This window comes from Brevibacterium sp. XM4083, from assembly GCF_006489205.2.
Taxonomy (GTDB): domain Bacteria; phylum Actinomycetota; class Actinomycetes; order Actinomycetales; family Brevibacteriaceae; genus Brevibacterium.
The window spans coordinates 212409-230979 of record NZ_VFYR02000004.1 but is presented as its reverse complement, the minus strand read 5'-3'; the positions used below and the strand labels follow the sequence as shown (position 1 = coordinate 230979).

18 protein-coding genes are annotated in these 18571 nt (G+C 68.1%); 13 read left to right on the top strand and 5 right to left on the bottom strand.

Annotated elements, in window-relative coordinates; translation table 11 throughout:
* Window positions 1–35: 35 nt before the first annotated feature.
* Window positions 36–569 carry a GNAT family N-acetyltransferase gene (locus tag FJ887_RS13525; protein WP_137825346.1) on the bottom strand — a complete coding sequence of 178 codons (534 nt, stop codon included), beginning with the start codon at window positions 567–569 and terminating at the stop codon, window positions 36–38.
* 104 nt (window positions 570–673) lie between these two features.
* Here FJ887_RS13525 and FJ887_RS13520 point away from each other — a divergent pair, with 104 nt between their 5' ends.
* Window positions 674–1699, top strand: a complete 1026-nt coding sequence (locus tag FJ887_RS13520) for a sugar phosphate isomerase/epimerase family protein (RefSeq protein ID WP_249356735.1) — start codon at window positions 674–676, stop codon at window positions 1697–1699.
* A 90-nt stretch (window positions 1700–1789) separates the two neighbouring features.
* Window positions 1790–2626, top strand: coding sequence for a pyrroline-5-carboxylate reductase (gene proC / locus FJ887_RS13515; RefSeq protein WP_137825347.1), 837 nt, complete (start codon window positions 1790–1792; stop codon window positions 2624–2626).
* 30 nt (window positions 2627–2656) lie between these two features.
* Here proC and FJ887_RS13510 read toward each other — a convergent pair whose 3' ends face one another.
* Entirely contained in the window at window positions 2657–3550 is an 894-nt protein-coding gene (locus tag FJ887_RS13510; RefSeq protein ID WP_137825348.1) for a helix-turn-helix transcriptional regulator, read from the bottom strand.
* Window positions 3551–3661: 111 nt separating this feature from the next.
* Here FJ887_RS13510 and FJ887_RS13505 point away from each other — a divergent pair, with 111 nt between their 5' ends.
* Both FJ887_RS13505 and FJ887_RS13500 read left to right on the top strand, forming a co-directional pair.
* Window positions 3662–4003 carry a DUF485 domain-containing protein gene (locus FJ887_RS13505; protein ID WP_137825349.1) on the top strand — a complete coding sequence of 114 codons (342 nt, stop codon included), beginning with the start codon at window positions 3662–3664 and terminating at the stop codon, window positions 4001–4003.
* On the top strand, window positions 4000–5616 hold the full coding sequence (locus FJ887_RS13500; protein WP_137825350.1) for a monocarboxylic acid transporter: 1617 nt from the start codon (window positions 4000–4002) through the stop codon (window positions 5614–5616). The genes FJ887_RS13505 and FJ887_RS13500 overlap by 4 nt, the downstream gene beginning before the upstream one ends.
* A gap of 105 nt (window positions 5617–5721) precedes the next feature.
* On the opposite strand, the gene FJ887_RS13495 is transcribed toward FJ887_RS13500, so the two are convergent.
* Entirely contained in the window at window positions 5722–6336 is a 615-nt protein-coding gene (locus FJ887_RS13495; RefSeq protein WP_137825351.1) for a TetR/AcrR family transcriptional regulator, read from the bottom strand.
* A gap of 132 nt (window positions 6337–6468) precedes the next feature.
* Between FJ887_RS13495 and FJ887_RS13490 the strand changes: the two genes are divergently transcribed.
* The 3 genes from FJ887_RS13490 (at window position 6469) to FJ887_RS13480 (ending at window position 9750) form a co-directional block, all read left to right on the top strand.
* Window positions 6469–8124: an AMP-binding protein gene (locus FJ887_RS13490; protein WP_212743304.1), complete on the top strand. Its 1656-nt coding sequence runs from the start codon at window positions 6469–6471 to the stop codon at window positions 8122–8124.
* Complete coding sequence (locus FJ887_RS13485; RefSeq protein ID WP_137825352.1) at window positions 8121–8867, top strand: enoyl-CoA hydratase/isomerase family protein; 747 nt, start codon at window positions 8121–8123, stop codon at window positions 8865–8867. Before FJ887_RS13490 ends, FJ887_RS13485 begins: the two co-directional genes overlap by 4 nt.
* Before the next feature lie 124 nt (window positions 8868–8991).
* The gene (locus FJ887_RS13480) at window positions 8992–9750 is read left to right on the top strand and encodes an SDR family NAD(P)-dependent oxidoreductase (RefSeq protein WP_137825353.1); all 759 of its coding nucleotides are present in this window, start codon (window positions 8992–8994) and stop codon (window positions 9748–9750) included.
* Window positions 9751–9815: 65 nt separating this feature from the next.
* Here the strand turns inward: FJ887_RS13480 and FJ887_RS13475 are convergent, their stop codons facing one another.
* Complete coding sequence (locus tag FJ887_RS13475) at window positions 9816–10478, bottom strand: potassium channel family protein (RefSeq protein ID WP_137825354.1); 663 nt, start codon at window positions 10476–10478, stop codon at window positions 9816–9818.
* Window positions 10471–11874, bottom strand: a complete 1404-nt coding sequence (locus FJ887_RS13470; protein ID WP_250786248.1) for a TrkH family potassium uptake protein — start codon at window positions 11872–11874, stop codon at window positions 10471–10473. The genes FJ887_RS13475 and FJ887_RS13470 overlap by 8 nt, the downstream gene beginning before the upstream one ends.
* Before the next feature lie 72 nt (window positions 11875–11946).
* Here FJ887_RS13470 and FJ887_RS13465 point away from each other — a divergent pair, with 72 nt between their 5' ends.
* The 6 genes from FJ887_RS13465 (at window position 11947) to FJ887_RS13440 (ending at window position 18570) form a co-directional block, all read left to right on the top strand.
* Complete coding sequence (locus tag FJ887_RS13465) at window positions 11947–13143, top strand: acetoin utilization protein AcuC (RefSeq protein WP_137825356.1); 1197 nt, start codon at window positions 11947–11949, stop codon at window positions 13141–13143.
* A gap of 149 nt (window positions 13144–13292) precedes the next feature.
* Entirely contained in the window at window positions 13293–13391 is a 99-nt protein-coding gene (locus tag FJ887_RS13460; RefSeq protein WP_005504750.1) for a 30S ribosomal protein bS22, read from the top strand.
* Window positions 13392–13467: 76 nt separating this feature from the next.
* Window positions 13468–13713, top strand: a complete 246-nt coding sequence (locus FJ887_RS13455; RefSeq protein WP_137825357.1) for a glutaredoxin family protein — start codon at window positions 13468–13470, stop codon at window positions 13711–13713.
* Between the two features lie 62 nt (window positions 13714–13775).
* The gene (locus FJ887_RS13450) at window positions 13776–14468 is read left to right on the top strand and encodes a redox-sensing transcriptional repressor Rex (RefSeq protein ID WP_137825358.1); all 693 of its coding nucleotides are present in this window, start codon (window positions 13776–13778) and stop codon (window positions 14466–14468) included.
* Window positions 14465–16960 (top strand): glutamyl-tRNA reductase, encoded by a 2496-nt coding sequence (gene hemA, locus FJ887_RS13445; protein ID WP_249356736.1) that lies wholly within the window; start codon window positions 14465–14467, stop codon window positions 16958–16960. The genes FJ887_RS13450 and hemA overlap by 4 nt, the downstream gene beginning before the upstream one ends.
* Window positions 16957–18570, top strand: a complete 1614-nt coding sequence (locus FJ887_RS13440) for a bifunctional uroporphyrinogen-III C-methyltransferase/uroporphyrinogen-III synthase (protein ID WP_137825359.1) — start codon at window positions 16957–16959, stop codon at window positions 18568–18570. The genes hemA and FJ887_RS13440 overlap by 4 nt, the downstream gene beginning before the upstream one ends.
* Window position 18571: the final 1 nt, after the last annotated feature.

The following is an 18571-nucleotide window of genomic DNA, read 5'->3' as shown; positions in this document are numbered from 1 at the left end:
GCGCCCTTCGCGTTGCTGAGCCACGATGGTCGGGCTCAGAGGTCGGCGATGAAGACCCGTTCGGGGATCGGGGGAGCGTCGTAGGTGTGCGTGATGTCCGTGCGCTGCCAGCCCTGCTTGGCGTAGAAGCGCATGGCCCGGTCATTGCCCTCGGCGACCATGAGGTAGGCCCGGACGCAGCCGTCAGCCCGCAGCTCGTCCTCGAGTCGGCGGAAGAGCACCGCGGCGACCCCGGTGCCGAAGGCCGCCGGGTCGAGATTGATGTGGGCGAGCTGGCCGAGGCCTTCGGTGCTCGGGAGCCGATCGAGCACCTCGGCGGGGTCACGCGGCGCACTGACACCGCCGAACCCGAGGACCCGCCCCGCGACGTCGACGACGAAGTTCCGGACGCGGTTGTCGGGCGTGCTCAGCGCCCGCACCCAGTTCGCCGCGAAATCGTCCGGATCGAGCCCGGCGAGGAAGTCCGCTGACATGATCCCCGGATAGGCGGCGCGCCATGCGGCGACGTGGATCTCGCCGAGGCGGGGCGCATCGTCGAGATGCGCCGGGCGCACGATCGGTTCGCTCATGCGCTCACCCTAGTCGAACGGCGGGACGCGGACGAAGAAGGGCGCAACCGACTGTGAGGGAAACCGGAGCCGCAGCCGCGACAATGAGGACTAGACTGACGAGAGTGAGCAGGGCGAAGAAGACGAAATCGGGGCGCAAGGTCCTCACCGCGAAGAACTCTGCGCGGTCGAACTCTCGGCGGCACCGGGAGTACTTCGCGACGAACGCCGTCTACGACCACGACACCCACCACGTCTCCGACCACCCCATCCGGGTCGGCCTCTCGTCGTCCTCGGTCTCCCCGATGACGGTCGAGGAGACGTTCGCGCAGGCCGCTGCGATCGGCTACGACGGGGTCGAGATCATGGTCACCCACAACGCCGAGACCCGCGACGTCGATCTCATCAACGGCCTCGCCGCCGACACCGGGCTCGAGGTGATGTCGCTCCACGCCCCCACCCTGCTCTTCCTCCCGCGCGTGCTCCACAAGGACCACTGGGAGAAGCTGCGGATCACGGCGAACCTCGCCCGTGAGGTCGGCGCGACCACCGTCGTCCTCCACCCGCCGTTCCGCTGGCAGGGTGCCTATGCCCGCGGCTTCGTCGACGGCGTCCGCAAGGTCAGTGAGGAGACCGGAGTCGTCCTCGCCGTGGAGAACATGTACCCGTGGCGGGCCGGGGTTCGCGAGATCCTCGTCTACTACCCCGACTGGAACCCCCTCGACGAGGACTACGACGCTCTGACCTTCGACTTCTCCCATGCCTCGACGGCGGGCATGAACGCGCTCGACACCGTCGCCGAGATCTTCCCCCGCCTGCGCCACGTCCACCTCACCGACGGATCGGGATCGCTCAAGGACGAGCACCTCGTGCCCGGCGCCGGGACGATGCCCGTGGCCGAGACGCTCCAGTACCTCGCAAAGCACAACTGGTCCGGCGACGTCGTCCTCGAGGTCAACACCCGATTCGTCGCGAAGAAGTCGACGCGTGAGCAGATGCTCGCCGATTCGCTCGCTTTCGCCCGGCAGCACCTCGGCCTCAACGGGGCGAACGGGAAGAACCCGGCGGGCCCGACCGGCTCGGGGTCGGACTCAGCCCCCACCTCGGTGCCGGACTCTGCCGACGGCCACGTCCGCGAAGACGCCCGCTGACTCCTGCGGTTCTCCCTGCCGGGACCGTGCCCGGTACGATACTCAGCGGCACGAATGCCCGCACCAGCACCGCACGAAAGGCAGGTCCTCATGACCACGATCGCATCCATCGGCACGGGAAACATGGGCACGGCGCTCATCACCGGGATCCTCACCGCGGACCCGAGCATCGAGGTGCGGGCGACGACGCAGACGGCCGCCTCGGCGCAGACGCTCGCTGCGGCCCTGCCGGACGCTGTGGTCACCTCGGTCGAGGAGAACCCCGAGGCCAACCGGGATGCGGTCGCCGGCGCGGACTTCGTCTTCCTCGGCGTCAAGCCGTGGATGATGGCCGAGACCCTGCGTGAGCTCGCCCCCGCCCTCTCCTCGGACTCGGTGCTCGTGTCGATGGCCGCGGGCGTGGCCGCCGCCGACCTTGAGAAGCTCGCCCCGGGCAGCCCGATCGTGCGGATCATGCCGAACACTCCGAGCTCGATCGGGCACGGGGTCATCGCGCTCGCCCCTGCCCCCGGCGTCGACCCGACGGCCACGGCCACCCTGCGCACGCTGCTGTCGGGCGCGGGTCTCGTCGTGCCGCTGGCAGAAGCGGAAATCCCCGCGATGACCGGGATCTCCGGGTCCGGCGTCGCGTACTTCTTCCTTCTCGCCGAGGCGATGATCGAGGCCGGGGTCACGCTCGGACTCACCGCGGAGACGGCAGCGAAGATGGTCGTCGCCACCGCCGACGGCGCCGGACGGCTGCTTGCCGACAACCCGGACCCTGCCGCCCTGCGTCAGGCCGTGAGCAGCAAGGGCGGGACGACGCTCGCGGCGCTGACCACGTTCATCGACGCCGGGGTCTTCGACATCACCGAGGCGGCCGTGACCGCCGCCGCGGACCGGTCGCTCGAGATGGAGCGGGAGAACGCCGAGGCGATCGACGGCTGAAGCGCAGCGCACCGTTACGGCAGCGCACACTTACGGCAGCGCGCCTGCCGAGCGGGCGATCGACACCGCCTCGTGCCGGCTACGGGCTGAGAGCTTGACCATCGCCGTGTTGAGATAGGACTTCACGGTCGATTCGCGCAGGCCGAGCGCCTCGGCGATCCGCGCATTCGACCACCCGAGGGCGACGTGGGAGAGGATGTCGGTCTCCCGCGGGGCCAGCGTCACCGCGGGGGCCGGCGGCGGGGCGGACTCCGGACTGTGGCCGGAGAGGATGTCGGCCAGCCGGGCCTCGATCGTCGTCAGCCGCTCCCGCGTCACCTCGTCGGAGACATCCGAGCGGATCGCCCGCAACTCGGCGAACGTATGGCGCAGAGCCTCCCGGCTCGAGGCGTCGAGGTCGGCATACGGCGCCGGCGCGGGAGTCGCCGGGACGGCCGGTTCGGCGCGGAGCGTCCCATGGCCGATGCGCCCGAGGTCGACGGACAGCTGGCGCACCCGACGGACGAGGTCCCCGGTCTGCGGAGCCGCCTTGGCGAAGGCCTTGCGGTGTCCGCAGTAGACCATGCCCGTCACCTCACCGCCGAGCAGGGTCGGCACGGCGATGAGGACCTGGATGCCCTCGCCGAGGATGACCTCGTCGTAATGGTGGGTGATGAACGGATCGATCTCGTAGTCGCGGGTCAGCTGCGGTGTGCCCTCGGTCAGGGCACGTCCGCCGAGCCCCCGACCGGTGCTGACGATGAGCGAGGCGAGGCCGTTCTCGCCCGCCCCGGCGACCGCTTCGACGGTGACGGCGCCCTCCTCGACGAGCCCGCCGAACACGACGTCGCCGGTGCCGTTCGCGTGGAGGGAGTCGACCGCCTCGGCGAAGAGACGGCGGGATTCGGATCTGCGCGCCCGAGCTTCCTTGGCCATGACGTTCATGGGAATAAGCTACCAACTTTCGGTGGTATTACCCAGGACCGAGCGGACGATAGGTTGGCGATGTGTGATTCAGACCACTGACGCTCGAACCACATCTGAAATGGAGAAACGATGTCCGATCCGACGCCGACTCGGGTGGATTTCCTCGCTGAAGAGGAGAACCCCGAATTCAAGGCCCTCAAGCGCAAACGATTCTCAGTGGTGATCCCGCTGTCGATCGCCTTCCTCGCGTGGTATTTCCTCTACGTCATCCTCAGCACGTACGCGCACGACTTCATGTCGACGAAGGTGATCGGGGAGATCAACATCGGACTCGTGCTCGGTCTGCTGCAGTTCGTCACGACCTTCGCGATCACGATGTTCTACGTCTCGTTCGCCAACAACAAGCTCGACCCACCGGCCGCTGCGATCCGTGAGCGCCTCGAGCAGGAATCGGAAGGAGCGACCCGATGATCGACTTCCTCGCCCAAGCGACCACCGAGGTGGAGAACAACCCCGTCCTCAACATCACGATCTTCGCCGCGTTCGTCGCGGTCACGCTCTTCATCGTGCTGCGGGCCAGCCGCAACAACAAGACCGCCTCGGACTACTACGCCGGCGGCCGATCCTTCAGCGGCCCGCAGAACGGCTTCGCGATCTCCGGGGACTACCTCTCGGCGGCGTCGTTCCTCGGCATCTGCGGGGCGATCGCCGTCAACGGCTACGACGGGTTCCTCTACTCGATCGGCTTCCTCGTCGCGTGGCTCGTCGCCCTCCTCCTCGTCGCCGAGCTCATGCGCAACACCGGCAAGTTCACGATGGCCGACGTGCTCTCGTTCCGCCTCAAGCAGCGCCCGGTGCGGATGGCCGCGGCGATCTCGACCCTCGCCGTGTGCTTCTTCTACCTGCTCGCGCAGATGGCCGGCGCCGGCGGACTCGTCTCCCTGCTCATGGGCATCGACGGGAAGCTCGGACAGTCCCTCGTCATCGCCGTCGTCGGCGCGCTGATGATCCTCTACGTCCTCGTCGGCGGCATGAAGGGCACGACGTGGGTGCAGATCGTCAAGGCGGTCCTCCTCATCGCCGGTGCCGGAGCGATGACGATCTGGGTGCTCGCGCTCAACGGGTTCAACCTCTCGACGCTGCTGTCGAACGCCGTCGACAATGCCGCGGCCGGCGTGGGGGAGGGGATCCTCAACCCCGGGCTGCAGTACGGGGCGAACCCGCTCGACTTCATCTCGCTCGCGCTCGCCCTCGTCCTCGGCACCGCGGGTCTGCCGCACGTGCTCATGCGCTTCTACACCGTGCCCACCGCGAAGGAGGCCCGCCGGTCCGTGGTCTGGGCGATCTGGCTCATCGGTGCGTTCTACCTCTTCACGCTCGTCCTCGGCTACGGGGCAGCGGCCCTCGTCGGCGCCGATGCGATCCAGAACGCACCCGGCGGCGTGAACTCCGCCGCACCGCTGCTCGCCCTCCAGCTCGGCGGACCCCTGCTCATGGGCTTCATCTCCGCGGTGGCCTTCGCGACGATCCTCGCCGTCGTCGCCGGTCTCGCGATCACCGCTGCGGCCTCGTTCGCCCATGACATCTACGCGAGCGTCATCAAGAAGGGCAAGGTCGAGGACCCCGACGCCGAGGTGAAGATCGCCCGCCGCACCGTCGTCGTCATCGGCGCGGTCGCCATCCTCGGCGGCATCGGGGTGCAGGGGCAGAACATCGCGTTCCTCGTCGCCCTCGCCTTCGCCGTGGCCGCAAGTGCGAACCTGCCGACGATCATCTACTCGCTGTTCTGGCGTCGGTTCACCACCCGCGGTGCCGTGTGGTCGATCTACGGCGGGCTCGGTTCGGCGATCATCCTCATCGCATTCTCGCCCGTCGTCTCCGGGTCCGAGACCGCGATGATCCCGGGCGCCGACTTCGCGATCTTCCCCCTGTCGAATCCCGGCATCATCTCGATCCCGCTCGGGTTCATCCTCGGATGGCTCGGCTCGATCACCGACAAGACAGTGGAGAGTCCGGAGCTGGCAGCGGAGATGGACGTCCGCGCCCACACCGGGTTCGGCGCCGAGGCGGCCGTCGAGCACTGACGGTCCCTCCGCTGGGCGCGTGGTCAGTCCGGAACGCAGTGCGCCGCCCCACAACTGGGGCGGCGCACGTGCATGAGCGGGGGTTGGACTCGACGCTGCGTGGGGTCAGTGATTGCCGAGCCCGTTGAGAATGAGCTCGCCGAGCTGGGAGAACGCGTGCCCGGTCTCCGCATCAGACCCTGACTGCAATCGTCCAGATTGGATGCCCTCGATCGCCCAGGCGATGAGGTGTCCGGCGAAGTGCGGATCGATCTCCCTGAAGCGGCCGCTGCGAACACCTTCCTCGATGATCTCTCGCACTCGCCCTGCCGCTGCTGCCGAGTTGAGTTCGTAGATCTCGGAAGTCGGCTGGAAACTCACCATGTCGCGGTAGAACGCGGCTGATTGCGTCGACATCGCCGCTCCGACGCACTTGAGATAGACCGCGATGCGCTCGGCCGGGTCACTGACGCCGCGAATCCTGTCCTCGATCTCAGTCGTCGCGTTCTTGAAGAATCGTCGAGTCACTGTGAGAACGAGCTGTTCTTTGGTCGGGGCGAGGGCGTACAGCGTGGATTTAGAGCACTGCAGACGTCGAGTCAGCTCGTCAACGCTCATCGAGGTGAACCCCTCGGCGAGGAAGAGCTTGCTCACGCTCTCCAGCAGGTCATCGCGACGGGACGAGTCGACCGTGCGGCGACGGGCCGTGCGCACGCCTGACGAAGCTCGCGGATGGCTCATCACACCAGTATCACATGCCGTGGGAGCGCCCCTGCACGCAGTGGACCCGAAGTGGAAGTCTCCATTGAGGAAACGTGTAAGGGTACGTTAGTATCATGAAACGTACCCACAACGAACTGCCGAGGAGCTCCAGTGATCACCGACAATGACGTCCTGACCGCACGTGTGCAGGAGATCAATGCAGAATTCGACGATCCGGTCCTGACGGCCGCGTGGCAGATGTGCGATCGCCACGCCCCGCAGTCCGTGGCCTTCACCGTCGTCGACGACGACCTCGTCGGCACAGACCTGACCTATGGGGAGCTGGCCGAGCGGTCACGGCGAATAGCCTCGGTGCTCGCGGATCACGGGGTGGTGCCTGGTTCGCGAGTGGCGAGTCTGATGGGGAAGAGTGCGGATCTTCCCGCGGTGATGCTCGCGATCTGGCGCCTCGGAGCGGTCTACGTCCCGCTCTTCACCGCTTTCGCCTCCGGCGCCGTCTCCGACAGACTGACACGCGCCGAAGCGGTCGTCGTGATCACCGACACGGCCCAGCGGAACAAAGTGCCCGACGGAGGGTGGGTGACGATCGTCGCCGGCGAATGCGACGCATCCGATGGCGCGCTTGTACTCGACGAACTTCTGGACACGGCTGAGGCGCATGCGGATGACGGTCCCGGCGGTCCGCACACGCCGATCGTGCACATGTTCACATCGGGTACGACAGGAAAGCCGAAATCAGTCGTCCATCCCAAATCCTATGCCGCCGGGTGGCAGGGATATCTCGAGTTCGCCCTCGACGCGCATGGCCGTGACCGAGTCCTCTGGTGCGGGGCGGATCCGGGGTGGGCATACGGGCTCTACTGTTCGATCATCGCGCCGCTGATCGCCGGTGTTCGGAGTCTGATGACGGTCGGCCCATTCGACCCTGCGAAGACGTGGGAGGTCTTGGCGGAATTCGGTGTCACGGACTTCGCCACCGCGCCGACCGCCTTGCGGGCGATGCGGATGTCCGATGCCGCGCGACCTCTGCCGCTGCTGCGTCGAGTGTCGAGTGCCGGCGAGCCGCTCACACCTGAGGTATTCGAGTGGACCAGGTCTCTGGGCGCTCCGGTCCACGATCATTTCGGGCAGACGGAACTCGGAATGTGCGCCGGCTTCGCACACCATCCCGCTCTCGCCGTCGATCCTGTGCCTGCCTCGATGGGGCGCAGCCTCCCTGGGTGGTCGCTGACTGTGCTCGGGCTCGATGACGAGGCGCCCGCTGAGGTCGGGGAGACGGGACGTCTGGCGGTCGTCGTCGACTCGAGCGCGTTCTTCTCGTTCACCGGATACGGGGTCGACCGCGATGTCCATTCCGATCGGTTCTCGACCGACGGGAGCCACTATCTCACTGGTGACCTCGCACGGATCGATGACAGGGGTTTGCTCCATTTCTCCTCTCGGGATGACGACGTCATCCTCATGGCCGGATATCGCATCGGACCGTTCGAAGTGGAGCCCGCGCTGCTCTCCCACGAAGCAGTCCTCGAAGCCGCCGTTGTCGCGTCCCCCGATGAAGTTCGCGGGGAGGTTGCGCACGCGTTCATCGTTCTCCAGCCGGGTTACTCTGCCGAGGCACAGCTGGTCAGAGATCTTCAGCTCTGGGTCAAGGCCGAATATGCCGCGCACGCATACCCTCGGCGGATCGATTTCATCGACGCTCTTCCGAAGACGGAGAGCGGCAAGGTCAAGCGGGCGGCACTCCGGGAGCGCCTGCGAGACGACGATAGGTCAGATCTTACTGCGAAGAACCAGGAGGAGCAGTGACCGACCTCATCATTGAGCGGCTCGGGCGAACAGAGGTCTGGGAACTCAACCGACCCCGATCGCGCAACGCGCTCACTCCCGCACTTGTCAGCGATCTCGCAGCCGCTCTCGGCACGGCCGAAACGTCGGGCACCCGCGTCGTCGTCATCTCAGGCAGGGGACCGAGTTTCTGCGCGGGTGCGGATCTGGGGCACCTGCTCAGGTGCGCCGAGACCGGCGCATCGCCACGACCCTTCCTCCGTTCGATCTGCGACCTCACGCTGGCGATGGAGACGAGCCCGGTGGTCTTCGTCGCAGCCGTCCACGGTCATGCCGTTGCCGGGGGATTCGAGGCAGCGCTGGCCTGCGACATGGTGTTCGCCGCAACCGGCACCCTCATCGGCGACGGTCATGTGAAGCGCGACCTCGTGCCCGGAGGTGGGTCCAGTGTGCGCATGGAGAACCGTCTCGGTTGGGGAAGAGCGCGAATGCTTGCCCTGTCCGGGAAACTCGTTCCTGCTGAGGCGCTCGAATCGATTGGATGGATCACCGCTGTTGTACCCGCGGAGGATCTGCGGAGACAGGCGCTGGCTGCCGCAGAAGAACTCGGCGAGGTTCCTGCTGACGCCCAACGCCGTTTCAAAAGGCTTCTGACGCCCGATCGGTCAATCACAGAGACGGCGCTGACCCGGGAACTCGACATGTTCGATGAGCACTGGCGAAGCCGGGACGTCGCCGCCGCTCTGCGCCGGTTCCTCCATTGAGTGCCATCACAGCTGGCGTGCCTGCTATCGCAACTGTCGCTGGACCGCCCATGCTGCGTCATCAACAATCGGACCTCACTTCCACCAGGGGTGATGTCAGTGTGAAAGAGAGGACACCACTGTCATGAACCATCGCTATTACGGCCAGACCGTACTCGTCACCGGTGGAGCTCAGGGTTTGGGGCTGGCAATGGCTCGCCGCTTCGCCGCTGAAGGAGCGACGGTCCACGTTGCAGATCGCAACACGGAGGCGCTCGAGGAGATCGAGACCGAAATCACCCGCGGGGGCGGCCGTGTACAGTCGCATCGCCTTGACGTCGGCCGGTCTCGGGAGATCGACGCATGGGTCGGCGCAGTCGTCGACCGCGAGGGCCGCATCGACGTGCTGATCAACAATGCCGGCATCATCCGCGACGAGCGCATCGAGAGGATCGGTGACGAAGCTTGGGATGACGTTATCGCCGTCAATCTCACCGGCGCCTTCTACGGGATTCGGGCTGTCCTGCCGCACATGAAGGAGAGGGGGTACGGGCGCATCGTCTCCTTCTCCTCGATGAGCTGGCGTGGCAACTTCGGCCAGGCGAACTACGCTGCGGCGAAGGCGGGGATCGTCGGGTTGACGCGAACTGCAGCGCTCGAGGGTGCTCGCAGTGGGATCACGGCGAACGCGATAGCACCGGGTCTCATCGAAACTCCGATGCTCGCTTCGATGAATGCAGCTGCTCGCACGAAGCTGGTCGGCAGAGTTCCGCTGGGCCACATCGGTGACCCCGCCGACATCGCGAACGCGGCGGTGTTTCTCGCGTCGAGAGAAGCGGGCTACATCACCGGAGTGATACTCGACGTCGACGGCGGCATCGGAATCGGATCATCCGTCAGGTAGCGATCCTGCCTGAGTGCAGTCGGCATCCCACGGCACGGCCGTGGGGCGATGGCAGCACCCGCCCCTTACGGCCGCCCGGCGAAGCGGCTGAGGAGTTCGACGTTGCCGGCGACGATGAGGAGGTCCTGCTTGCCGACGCGGGTCGTCGGTTCGGCGTAGGTGAAGTCGCGGCCGGGGCTCTTGATGCCGACGATCGTCACGCCGTACTTCTCGCGGACCTTCGCCTCGGCGAGGGTGAAGCCCTGGATCTCCCGCGGGGGACGCATCTTCACGACCGCGAAGTGACCCTCGTCGAATTCGATGTACTCCATCATCCGGGAGCTCACGAGGTGCGCGACGCGGATGCCGGCATCGGACTCCGGGTAGAGCACATGGTGGGCGCCGATGCGGTGGAGGATCTTGCCGTGGGCGGGTGAGATCGCCTTCGCCCACACCTGTGAGACCCCGAGGTCGACGAGGTTCGCCGTCGTCAGCACGCTCGCCTCGATCGAGGTGCCGATGCCGACGACCGCGGTCTGGAAGTCAGCGGCACCGACCTGGCGGAGGGCGTCGATGTTCGTCGAATCGGCCTCGACGACGTGGGTGAGCTTCCCGCTCCAGTCCTTGACGAGCTCCGGGTTGTGCTCGATCGCCATGACCTCGCGCCCCAGACGGGTGAGCGTGACCGCTGTCGCCGATCCGAAGCGTCCGAGTCCGATGACGAGGATTGCGGAGTTCTCGTTAGCCAACGACAGGCCTTTCTTCGGGGTAGCGGTAGAGGCGCACGGAGTCCTGCATCGACAGGGCTGCGGCCAGTGTAATCGTACCGAGGCGTCCGATGAGCATGAGCACGGACAGACAGTACAGGGCCGGTTCCGACGCCGAGGCGGACACTCCGGCGCTCAGGCCCACGGTGCCGAACGCGGAGATCACCTCGAAGAGCACCTTGTCGAGCGGCTCATCGGTGATCTGGAGCATGACGAGCGTGCCGACGAAGACGATCGCGGCACCGGTGAGGAGGACGGAGATCGAGAGCTTGATCGTCGAGGCGGTCAGCCGGCGGTTGAAGACGTTGACCTCGGCGAGACCGCGCGCCTCGGCGAAGGCGGCGAGGAAGAGGACGGCGACGGTCGTGACCTTGATGCCGCCGGCCGTCGACGACGAGCCGCCGCCGATGAACATCATGACGTCCATGAGCAGGTGCGAGGCCTGGCTCATATCGGCGATCTCCATCGTCGCGAACCCGCCCGAACGCGGCATCACCGCCATGAAGAGGACCTCGACGAAGGTGTGGCCGGCGTTCTTGTCCCCGAGCGTCGCGGGATTCGCCGACTCGAAGAGGAGGAGGAAGAGGAACCCGACGGCGAGGACGATCGTCGTCGTCGTCAGCGTGAGCTTCGTGTGCAGATCCCATTTGCTCGGCTTGTTCCAGTTCATCGCGATCATCAGCACGACGGGGAACCCGAGCGCCCCGACGAACACGCCGATCATGATGAGCGAGAGGATCCACGGGTCCTCCGCGAAGTACGCCGCCCCACCCGGGTGGATCGTGAAGCCGGCGTTGTTGAACGCCGAGATCGCGTAGAACACGGAGTACCACAGCGAGTCCCCGACACTGTCGCCGCGCATGAGGAAGCGGGGGAAGAGGAGGACCGCGAGCACCGCCTCGGCGGTGAGGATGGTGATGAAGACGGTCTTGAGCAGGGTGCCGACCTGCCCCAGATTGAGCGCCGAGGTGGCCTGCTGGGCGATGAGGCGCTGCCGGACTCCCAGCCGCCGTGAGACCGCCATGCCCAGCAGCGAAGCGAGTGTGAGGATGCCGAGACCGCCGACCTGGATGCCGGCGGTGATGACGGAGATGCCGAAGTCCGACCAGTAGTCCTCGGTGACGACCGGGGTCAGCCCGGTGACGCAGACGGCGGAGACGGCGACGAAGATCGCATTGGCGATGTGCTCCGAGGTCGAGACCGATCCGGGGTCACGCATGCTCGCCGGGAGCATGAGGAGGAGGGCGAAGACTGCCACGACGGCGATGAACGAGACGATCGCCAGACGGGCCGGCGAGGCGACGGCGATGTCATCGACGAAGTCGCGGACCCGGCGCCCCGGACGCAGAAATCGGTCGAGGCGCTGCGGAGAATTCATGGACACAACCTCCATGGTAGGACGGACCGGGGCGAATCTCCGGAAGTGAGCCGCGCCATATAGCATTGGCCCATGGCCGATAGCGATGTCTATGTCGTCTGGGACGAGGCGGTGACCGGGTACAACTTCGGTCCCAGCCATCCCATGCACCCCCTGAGGCTCGACCTCACCGCGAAGCTCGCGATCGACTTCGAGCTCTTCGACGCCCCCCGCGTCCACGTCAACCCGATCGGCGACCTCGACGAGGCGGCCCTGTCCCGCGTCCACGACGACGACTACATCGCCGCGGTCAAGGCCGCCGGCAGCCCCGCCGGCGCCGACCCCGAGGTCGCCGAGCGCCACGGCCTGGGGACCGACGACGTCCCCGTGTTCGAGAACATGCACGCCGCCTCGGCGATGCTCTTCCAGGGCTCCGTCGACGCCGCCCGCGCGATCGTCTCCGGCGACTACCGGCGCGCGGTGAACTTCTCCGGCGGCATGCACCACGCGATGGCCGACAAGGCCAGCGGGTTCTGCGTCTACAACGACGTCGCCGGGGCGATCAACGAATTCCTCGACGCGGGATACGAGCGCATCGCCTACATCGACCTCGACGCCCACCACGGCGACGGCGTCGAGCAGCTCTTCTGGGACGACCCGCGCGTGCTGACGATCTCCATCCACGAGTCCGGGAAGTACCTCTTCCCCGGCACCGGCTACCCGGCCGACATCGGGGGACTGCGGGCGGCCGCCTCGGCGGCGAACATCGCCCTGCCCCCGCGGACGACCGACGAGGACTGGCTGCGGGCGTTCGACGGCACCGTGCCCGCGCTCATCGCCGCGTTCTCCCCGCAGATCATCGTCTCCCAGCACGGATGCGACGGTCACCGGATGGACCCGCTCACCCACATGCGCCTGTCCGTCGACGGGATGCGGGTGGCGACCGAACGCGTCCGTGCCCTGGCCGAGGAGCACGCCGGGGGCCGCTGGCTCTCGACCGGGGGAGGGGGCTACGCGATCATCGACGTCGTCCCGCGCGCATGGACGAACCTCATCGCGATCGCGGCGAACGCCGACCTCGACCCGGCCGCCCGGATCCCCGGCCGCTGGGCCCACTACGCGCAGACGAAGACCGGACGCGAGGCCCCGCTGTCGATGACCGACGGCTTCGACGGGACGTTCACCCCGTGGTCGCACGGCTTCGACCCGGAATCCGAGCTCGACCGCGCGGTCATGGGCACCCGGAAGAACCTCTTCCCGTTCTTCGGACTCGACCCGTACTTCGACTGATCCGCGCCCTTCCGGGCGCAGTTGAGGCCCCGCTGTGGATCTCGACACAGTTTTGGGAAAGAACGGGCCGGGGCGATAGAATTGCACGGTTAGTTCAAAGGGTGGGCAGCTGACGTTCACCTCCACCGACGATCACAAGGGGTACCCGCGTGGGCTCAGTCATCAAGAAGCGCCGGAAGCGTATGTCGAAGAAGAAGCACCGCAAGCTGCTTCGCAAGACTCGTCACCAGCGTCGCAACAAGAAGTAAGACCGCACGGTCCTACGCCCCCGCTCGAATCCCATTTCGGCGGGGTTTGTTGTCACCTTCGACTCAGGAGTGTGCCGTGGTCGGACTGACCTTCCTCACGCGCGCCGGATGCCATCTGTGCGCGACCGCGCAGGCAACCATCGCCGAGGTGGTGGCCGGCCGGGACGTCACCGTCACCGAGATCGACATCGACACCGATGAGGATCTGGCCGCGCAGTATGGCTGGGATGTTCCCGTGGTGCTCCTCGAAGGACGACAGCACAGCTTCCACCGGGTCGACCGGGACAGGCTGTCGCAGGCCCTGACCGCGCTGGGCGCCTGAGGCGCCCAACCGGTTCGCAGGCCTGAGGCAGCACGAGCAGATTGAAGGAGTGACACGTTCACGTGAGCGAGATTCTCTCCGCCGGCAGCATCGAGGGTGTCGTTCGCAAGGACGTCCCCGAGCGCGTCATCTCTCGACTCCCGATCTACCTGCAGGCGGTCGAGACGATCGCCGCGACCGGCCAGACCACCGTCTCCTCGGAGACCCTGGCGGCCCAGAGCGGCGTGTCTCCCGCGATCCTGCGCAAGGATCTCTCCCAGCTCGGCCGCTCCGGACGCCGCGGGGTCGGCTACTCGGCGCAGGACCTCGCCGCGACCCTGCGATCGTTCCTCGGTCTCGACCGGGCGCAGAACGTCGCGATCATCGGCGCCGGCCGCCTCGGCTCGGCCCTGGCCGACTATGCCGGCTTCCAGCGGCGCGGTCTGCGCCTGACGGCGATCTTCGACAGCGACGAGGGCAAGGTCGGCACGACGATCGGCGACCTCACCGTCTCCGCGATCGCCGACCTCGCCACGTGGGCCGACCCCATCGACCTCGTCGTCATGGCCGTGCCCGCCTCCGCGGCGCCCGCGGCCGCCCGCATCGCCGCCGAGGCGGGAGTCCGCGGCATACTCAACTTCGCGCCCACCGTGCTCGACACCCCGGAGACCGTGCGGGTCCAGCAGGTCGACCTGGCCAGTGAGCTCCAGGTCCTCGCGTACTACTCGGCGCTCGAAACGGCTACAGCCACTCCAGTGGAGGAGCACAGCAATTGACTCTCTTGGTTCTCGGCATCTCCCACCAGTCGGCGCCGATCGACATGCTCGACGCGCTCGCGTTCGGGGCCGACGACGTCGACCGTCTGCGCACCGACGCCCTCGACGGGGCGAGCGTCGACGGACTCGCCGTCCTCTCGACGTGCAACCGGCTTGAGCTCATCGCCGACGTCTCCGCCTTCCACGGGGGACTCGCCGACCTCGGCAACGCGCTCGTGTCCTCGATCGGACGCGACTGGCAGGACATCGCCGGGCACTTCTACGCCCACTACGACAACCAGGCGCTCGGCCATCTCCTCAAGGTCGCGTGCGGGCTCGACTCGATGGCGATCGGCGAAGCCCAGATACTCGGCCAGCTGCGCTCGACGTTCACCGACTCGATGAGCGCCGGAGCGCTGACCTCCGACCTCTCCCACGCCCTGCAGCAGAGCCTGCGGGTGGGCAAGCGCGCCCATTCGGAGACCGGACTCGACGAGGTCGCCCGCTCCCTCTTCGGCGCCGCCCTCGAAGCCTCCCAGGCCCACATCGGGCCGCTGCACGCCGCGAACGCGCTCGTCATCGGCGCCGGCGCGATGTCAGGCCTCGTCGTCGCGACCCTCCACCGGGAGGGCGTCAACCACATCACGGTGCTCAACCGGACCCTGGAGAAGGCGGAGCGCCTCATCGCCGAGGTGGGCGGTCGGGCCCGCGAGCTCACCCCCCGGTCGCTCGCCGAGGAGATCGCCGACGCCGACCTCATCGTCTCCTCCACCGGCGCCCGCGGCGTCGTCGTCACCCGCGACGACATCGTCGCCGGTCTCTCGCAGAACTCCAAGAGCGCGGCGAACAAGGCGTTCGTCGACCTCGCCCTGCCGCACGACATCGATCCGAGCGTGCGCGAGTTCGAACACGTCGCCCTCTTCGGACTCGGCGACATCCGGAAGCTGCTGTCGACCTCGTCGAACCAGCGCGACGCGGCGGTCGTCGAGACCGTCGAAGCGGTGCGCGCGATCATCGCCGAGGAGACGGAGAAGCTCGAGTCCGGCGCCAAGGAGCGGGCGGTGGCCCCCACGGTCACCGCGCTGCGCACCCACGCCAAGGACGTGCTCGCCGCGGAGACCGAGCGCCTGCAGCGCAAGATCGGCGACCACGTCGACGACAAGGTCTTCGCCGAGGTCCGCAAGTCCCTCCACCGGGTCGCGGAGAAGCTCATCCACACCCCGACGGTCAAGGTCAAGGAGCTCGCGGTCTCCGACTCCGACGTCGACTACGCGCAGGCGCTCATCCAGCTCTTCGACCTGCCGACGATCAAGACCCCGCACGCCGTGCCGACCCCGGAGGCGAAGGTCGCGAAGGCCGCGAGCCCCGACCACATCGAGGCCGACGGTCTCCGGCCGGTCGCCGACCACACCCTCGACGTCGTCGAACCCGAGCATCCGACAGGCCGCACGGTGCGTCTGGGCACCCGGCGCTCCCAGCTCGCCCGCTCGCAGTCGACGGCGATCGCCCACCAGATCGCGGCCCTGACCGGCTGGCGCGTCGAGATCGTCGAGGTCGTCACCGAAGGCGACGTCAACATGTCCCCGCTCGCGGGCTTCGGCGGCACCGGCGTCTTCGTCTCCGCCGTCCGGCAGGCCCTGCACCAGGGCCAGATCGACATCGCCGTCCACTCGCTCAAGGACCTCCCGACGACCCCGGAGCCGGGCATCCAGCTCGCGGCCATTCCGCCGCGCGTCGATCCCGCCGACGTCCTCATCGGCCGTGACGGCCTCAGCCTCGCCCAGCTGCCCGCCGGCAGCGTCGTCGGCACCGGGTCGCCGCGCCGCGCCGTCCAGCTGCGGGCCGCCCGCCCCGACATCGAGGTGCGCGGGGTCCGCGGCAACGTCGACACCCGCATCGCCCACGTCCGCGACGGCCGCCTCGACGCCGTCGTCCTCGCCGCCGCCGGTGTCCGTCGGATCGGGCGGCTCGCCGAGGCGACCGACCTCCTCGACTTCGACACCATGCTTCCCGCTCCCGGTCAGGGGGCGCTCGCGGTGGAGACGCGCGGAGCCGACAGCCCGTACACGCAGGACGAGGCCCTCATGGCCGGCGACGTCGAGATCCGCGCAGCTCTGCGCCGGCTCCACGACGAGGCGACCGACCTCGCCGTGACGTGCGAACGGGCGATCCTCTCCCGCGCCGAGGCCGGCTGCTCGGCTCCGATCGGAGCCCTGGCGACGATCACCGGGACGCAGCTCGTCGTCGCGGCGATGATGGCCGACGACGACGGGACCATCGCCCGCACCCACATGAGCGCGCCGCTGCCGCTCATCGACGACGCCGATCTCAGCTCCCGCGACGATCACGCCCTGCCGATCGCCGGCAAGGAGATCGCCCGGGTCGCCGACGAGCTCGGCACCGCCGCGGCCGAGGACCTGCTGCGCCGCCTCGACATCGATCCCGCGCGCTCCGCCGACCACCTCACCCCGGTCAAGGCCGCCGCCCGGTCCCGGTCCGAAGGACAGTCATGAGCGAGCAGCCCGAGACTCAGGGCACCGGCCAGGTCCAGCCCCGGCGGCTCCTGCCGGTGGGCCCGCGCGTCGTCTTCATCGGCTCCGGTCCCGGTGAGGCGGGACTGATGACCGCCCGCGGCGCCGACATCCTCGCCGACGCCGCGCTCGTCGTCTACGACGCCCACGTCCACTCCGAGATCGTCACCGCCTACGTCCCGCAGGCCGCCGAGGTCATCGACGCCGCCGAACTCGGCCAGTCGCCCTCGACCCGCGGCCGCCGGCTCGCCGAGCTCGCCCGCCCCGACAAGACCGTGGTGCGGCTGAGCTCCGACGACGGTCTGCTCTTCACGACGACGACCACCGAGGCGGCGGTGTGCCGCAAGGCGGGCATCGACGTCGAGATCGTGCCCGGGGTCGGACTCTCCGCGGCGACCGCCGCCTACACCGGCACCGCGCTGACGACGAACCGGGTCCGCTCGGTGCGCTTCATCGAAGCCGGCCCGCAGACCCACGTCGACGTCTCCAAGCACCGCAACACCACGCACGTGCTCACCGGCACCGCCGCGCAGGTCGAGGAGGCCTTCCGGGCCCTGCTCGACGACGGCTGGGACGCGGAGACGAAGGTGCTGCTGGGCTGGGGCATCTCGACGACCGAGCAGACGAGCGTCGAGACCACCCTCGGGCAGGCCCCGGGGCTGTGCCGCAATGCCGGGGACCGCCTCGTCGTCATCATGGGCCAGGGCGTCGACTCCCGCGGCGAGCTCGCGTGGTTCGAGACGAAGCCGCTCTTCGGCTGGCAGGTGCTCATCCCCCGGACGAAGGAGCAGGGCACGTCGACGGCCGAGGCGCTCGCCGAACTCGGCGCCGTCGGCACCGTCGTCCCGACGATCGCCGTGCAGCCTCCGCGCACGCCGACGCAGATGGAGAAGGCGATCCGCGGACTCGTCGACGGCTCCTACGAATGGGTGGGCTTCACCTCCGTCAACGCGGTGCGCGCCGTGCGCATGTGGTTCGAGGACTTCGGCCTCGACGCGCGGTCCCTGTCCGGGGTCAAGGTCGCCGCGGTCGGCGGTCGCACCGCCGCGGCGCTGACCGACTGGGGCATCACCCCCGACCTCATCCCCGACGGCGAGCACTCGGCCCGGGGTCTGGCCGCGGCGTGGCCGGACTACGTCGACGACATCGACCCGATGAACACCGTCCTCCTGCCGCGTGCCGACATCGCCACCGAGGTGCTCGTGGCCGGGCTGCTCGAGAAGGGCTGGGACGTCGACGACGTCACCGCCTACCGCACCGTGCGCGCCTCCCCGCCGCCGGCGCCGATCCGCGAGGCGATCAAGGCCGGTGACTTCGACGCGTTCCTCTTCACCTCGTCCTCGACGGTGCGCAACCTCGTCGGGATCGCCGGGAAGCCGGCGGCCACCTCGGTGATCTGCTGCATCGGCCCGGCCACCGCGAACACCGCGGAGGAGCACGGCCTGCGGGTCGACGTCCTCGCGGAGGAAGCGAACCTCACCTCACTCATCGACGGTCTCGTCGCGTACGCCACGCGCATGCGCGAGGCAGACCTGACCGCCGGGGTCACCCCGGTGCGCCCCAGCCAGAAGCGTCGCAGAAAGAAGGCCTGAC

Coding starts and splice junctions, on each gene's coding strand:
- FJ887_RS13525 (WP_137825346.1), bottom strand. CDS start 569: ATGAGCGAACCGATCGTGCGCCCGGCGCATCTCGACGATGCGCCCCGC.
- proC (WP_137825347.1), top strand. CDS start 1,790: ATGACCACGATCGCATCCATCGGCACGGGAAACATGGGCACGGCGCTC.
- FJ887_RS13510 (WP_137825348.1), bottom strand. CDS start 3,550: ATGAACGTCATGGCCAAGGAAGCTCGGGCGCGCAGATCCGAATCCCGC.
- FJ887_RS13505 (WP_137825349.1), top strand. CDS start 3,662: ATGTCCGATCCGACGCCGACTCGGGTGGATTTCCTCGCTGAAGAGGAG.
- FJ887_RS13500 (WP_137825350.1), top strand. CDS start 4,000: ATGATCGACTTCCTCGCCCAAGCGACCACCGAGGTGGAGAACAACCCC.
- FJ887_RS13495 (WP_137825351.1), bottom strand. CDS start 6,336: ATGAGCCATCCGCGAGCTTCGTCAGGCGTGCGCACGGCCCGTCGCCGC.
- FJ887_RS13480 (WP_137825353.1), top strand. CDS start 8,992: ATGAACCATCGCTATTACGGCCAGACCGTACTCGTCACCGGTGGAGCT.
- FJ887_RS13470 (WP_250786248.1), bottom strand. CDS start 11,874: ATGAATTCTCCGCAGCGCCTCGACCGATTTCTGCGTCCGGGGCGCCGG.
- FJ887_RS13465 (WP_137825356.1), top strand. CDS start 11,947: ATGGCCGATAGCGATGTCTATGTCGTCTGGGACGAGGCGGTGACCGGG.
- FJ887_RS13440 (WP_137825359.1), top strand. CDS start 16,957: ATGAGCGAGCAGCCCGAGACTCAGGGCACCGGCCAGGTCCAGCCCCGG.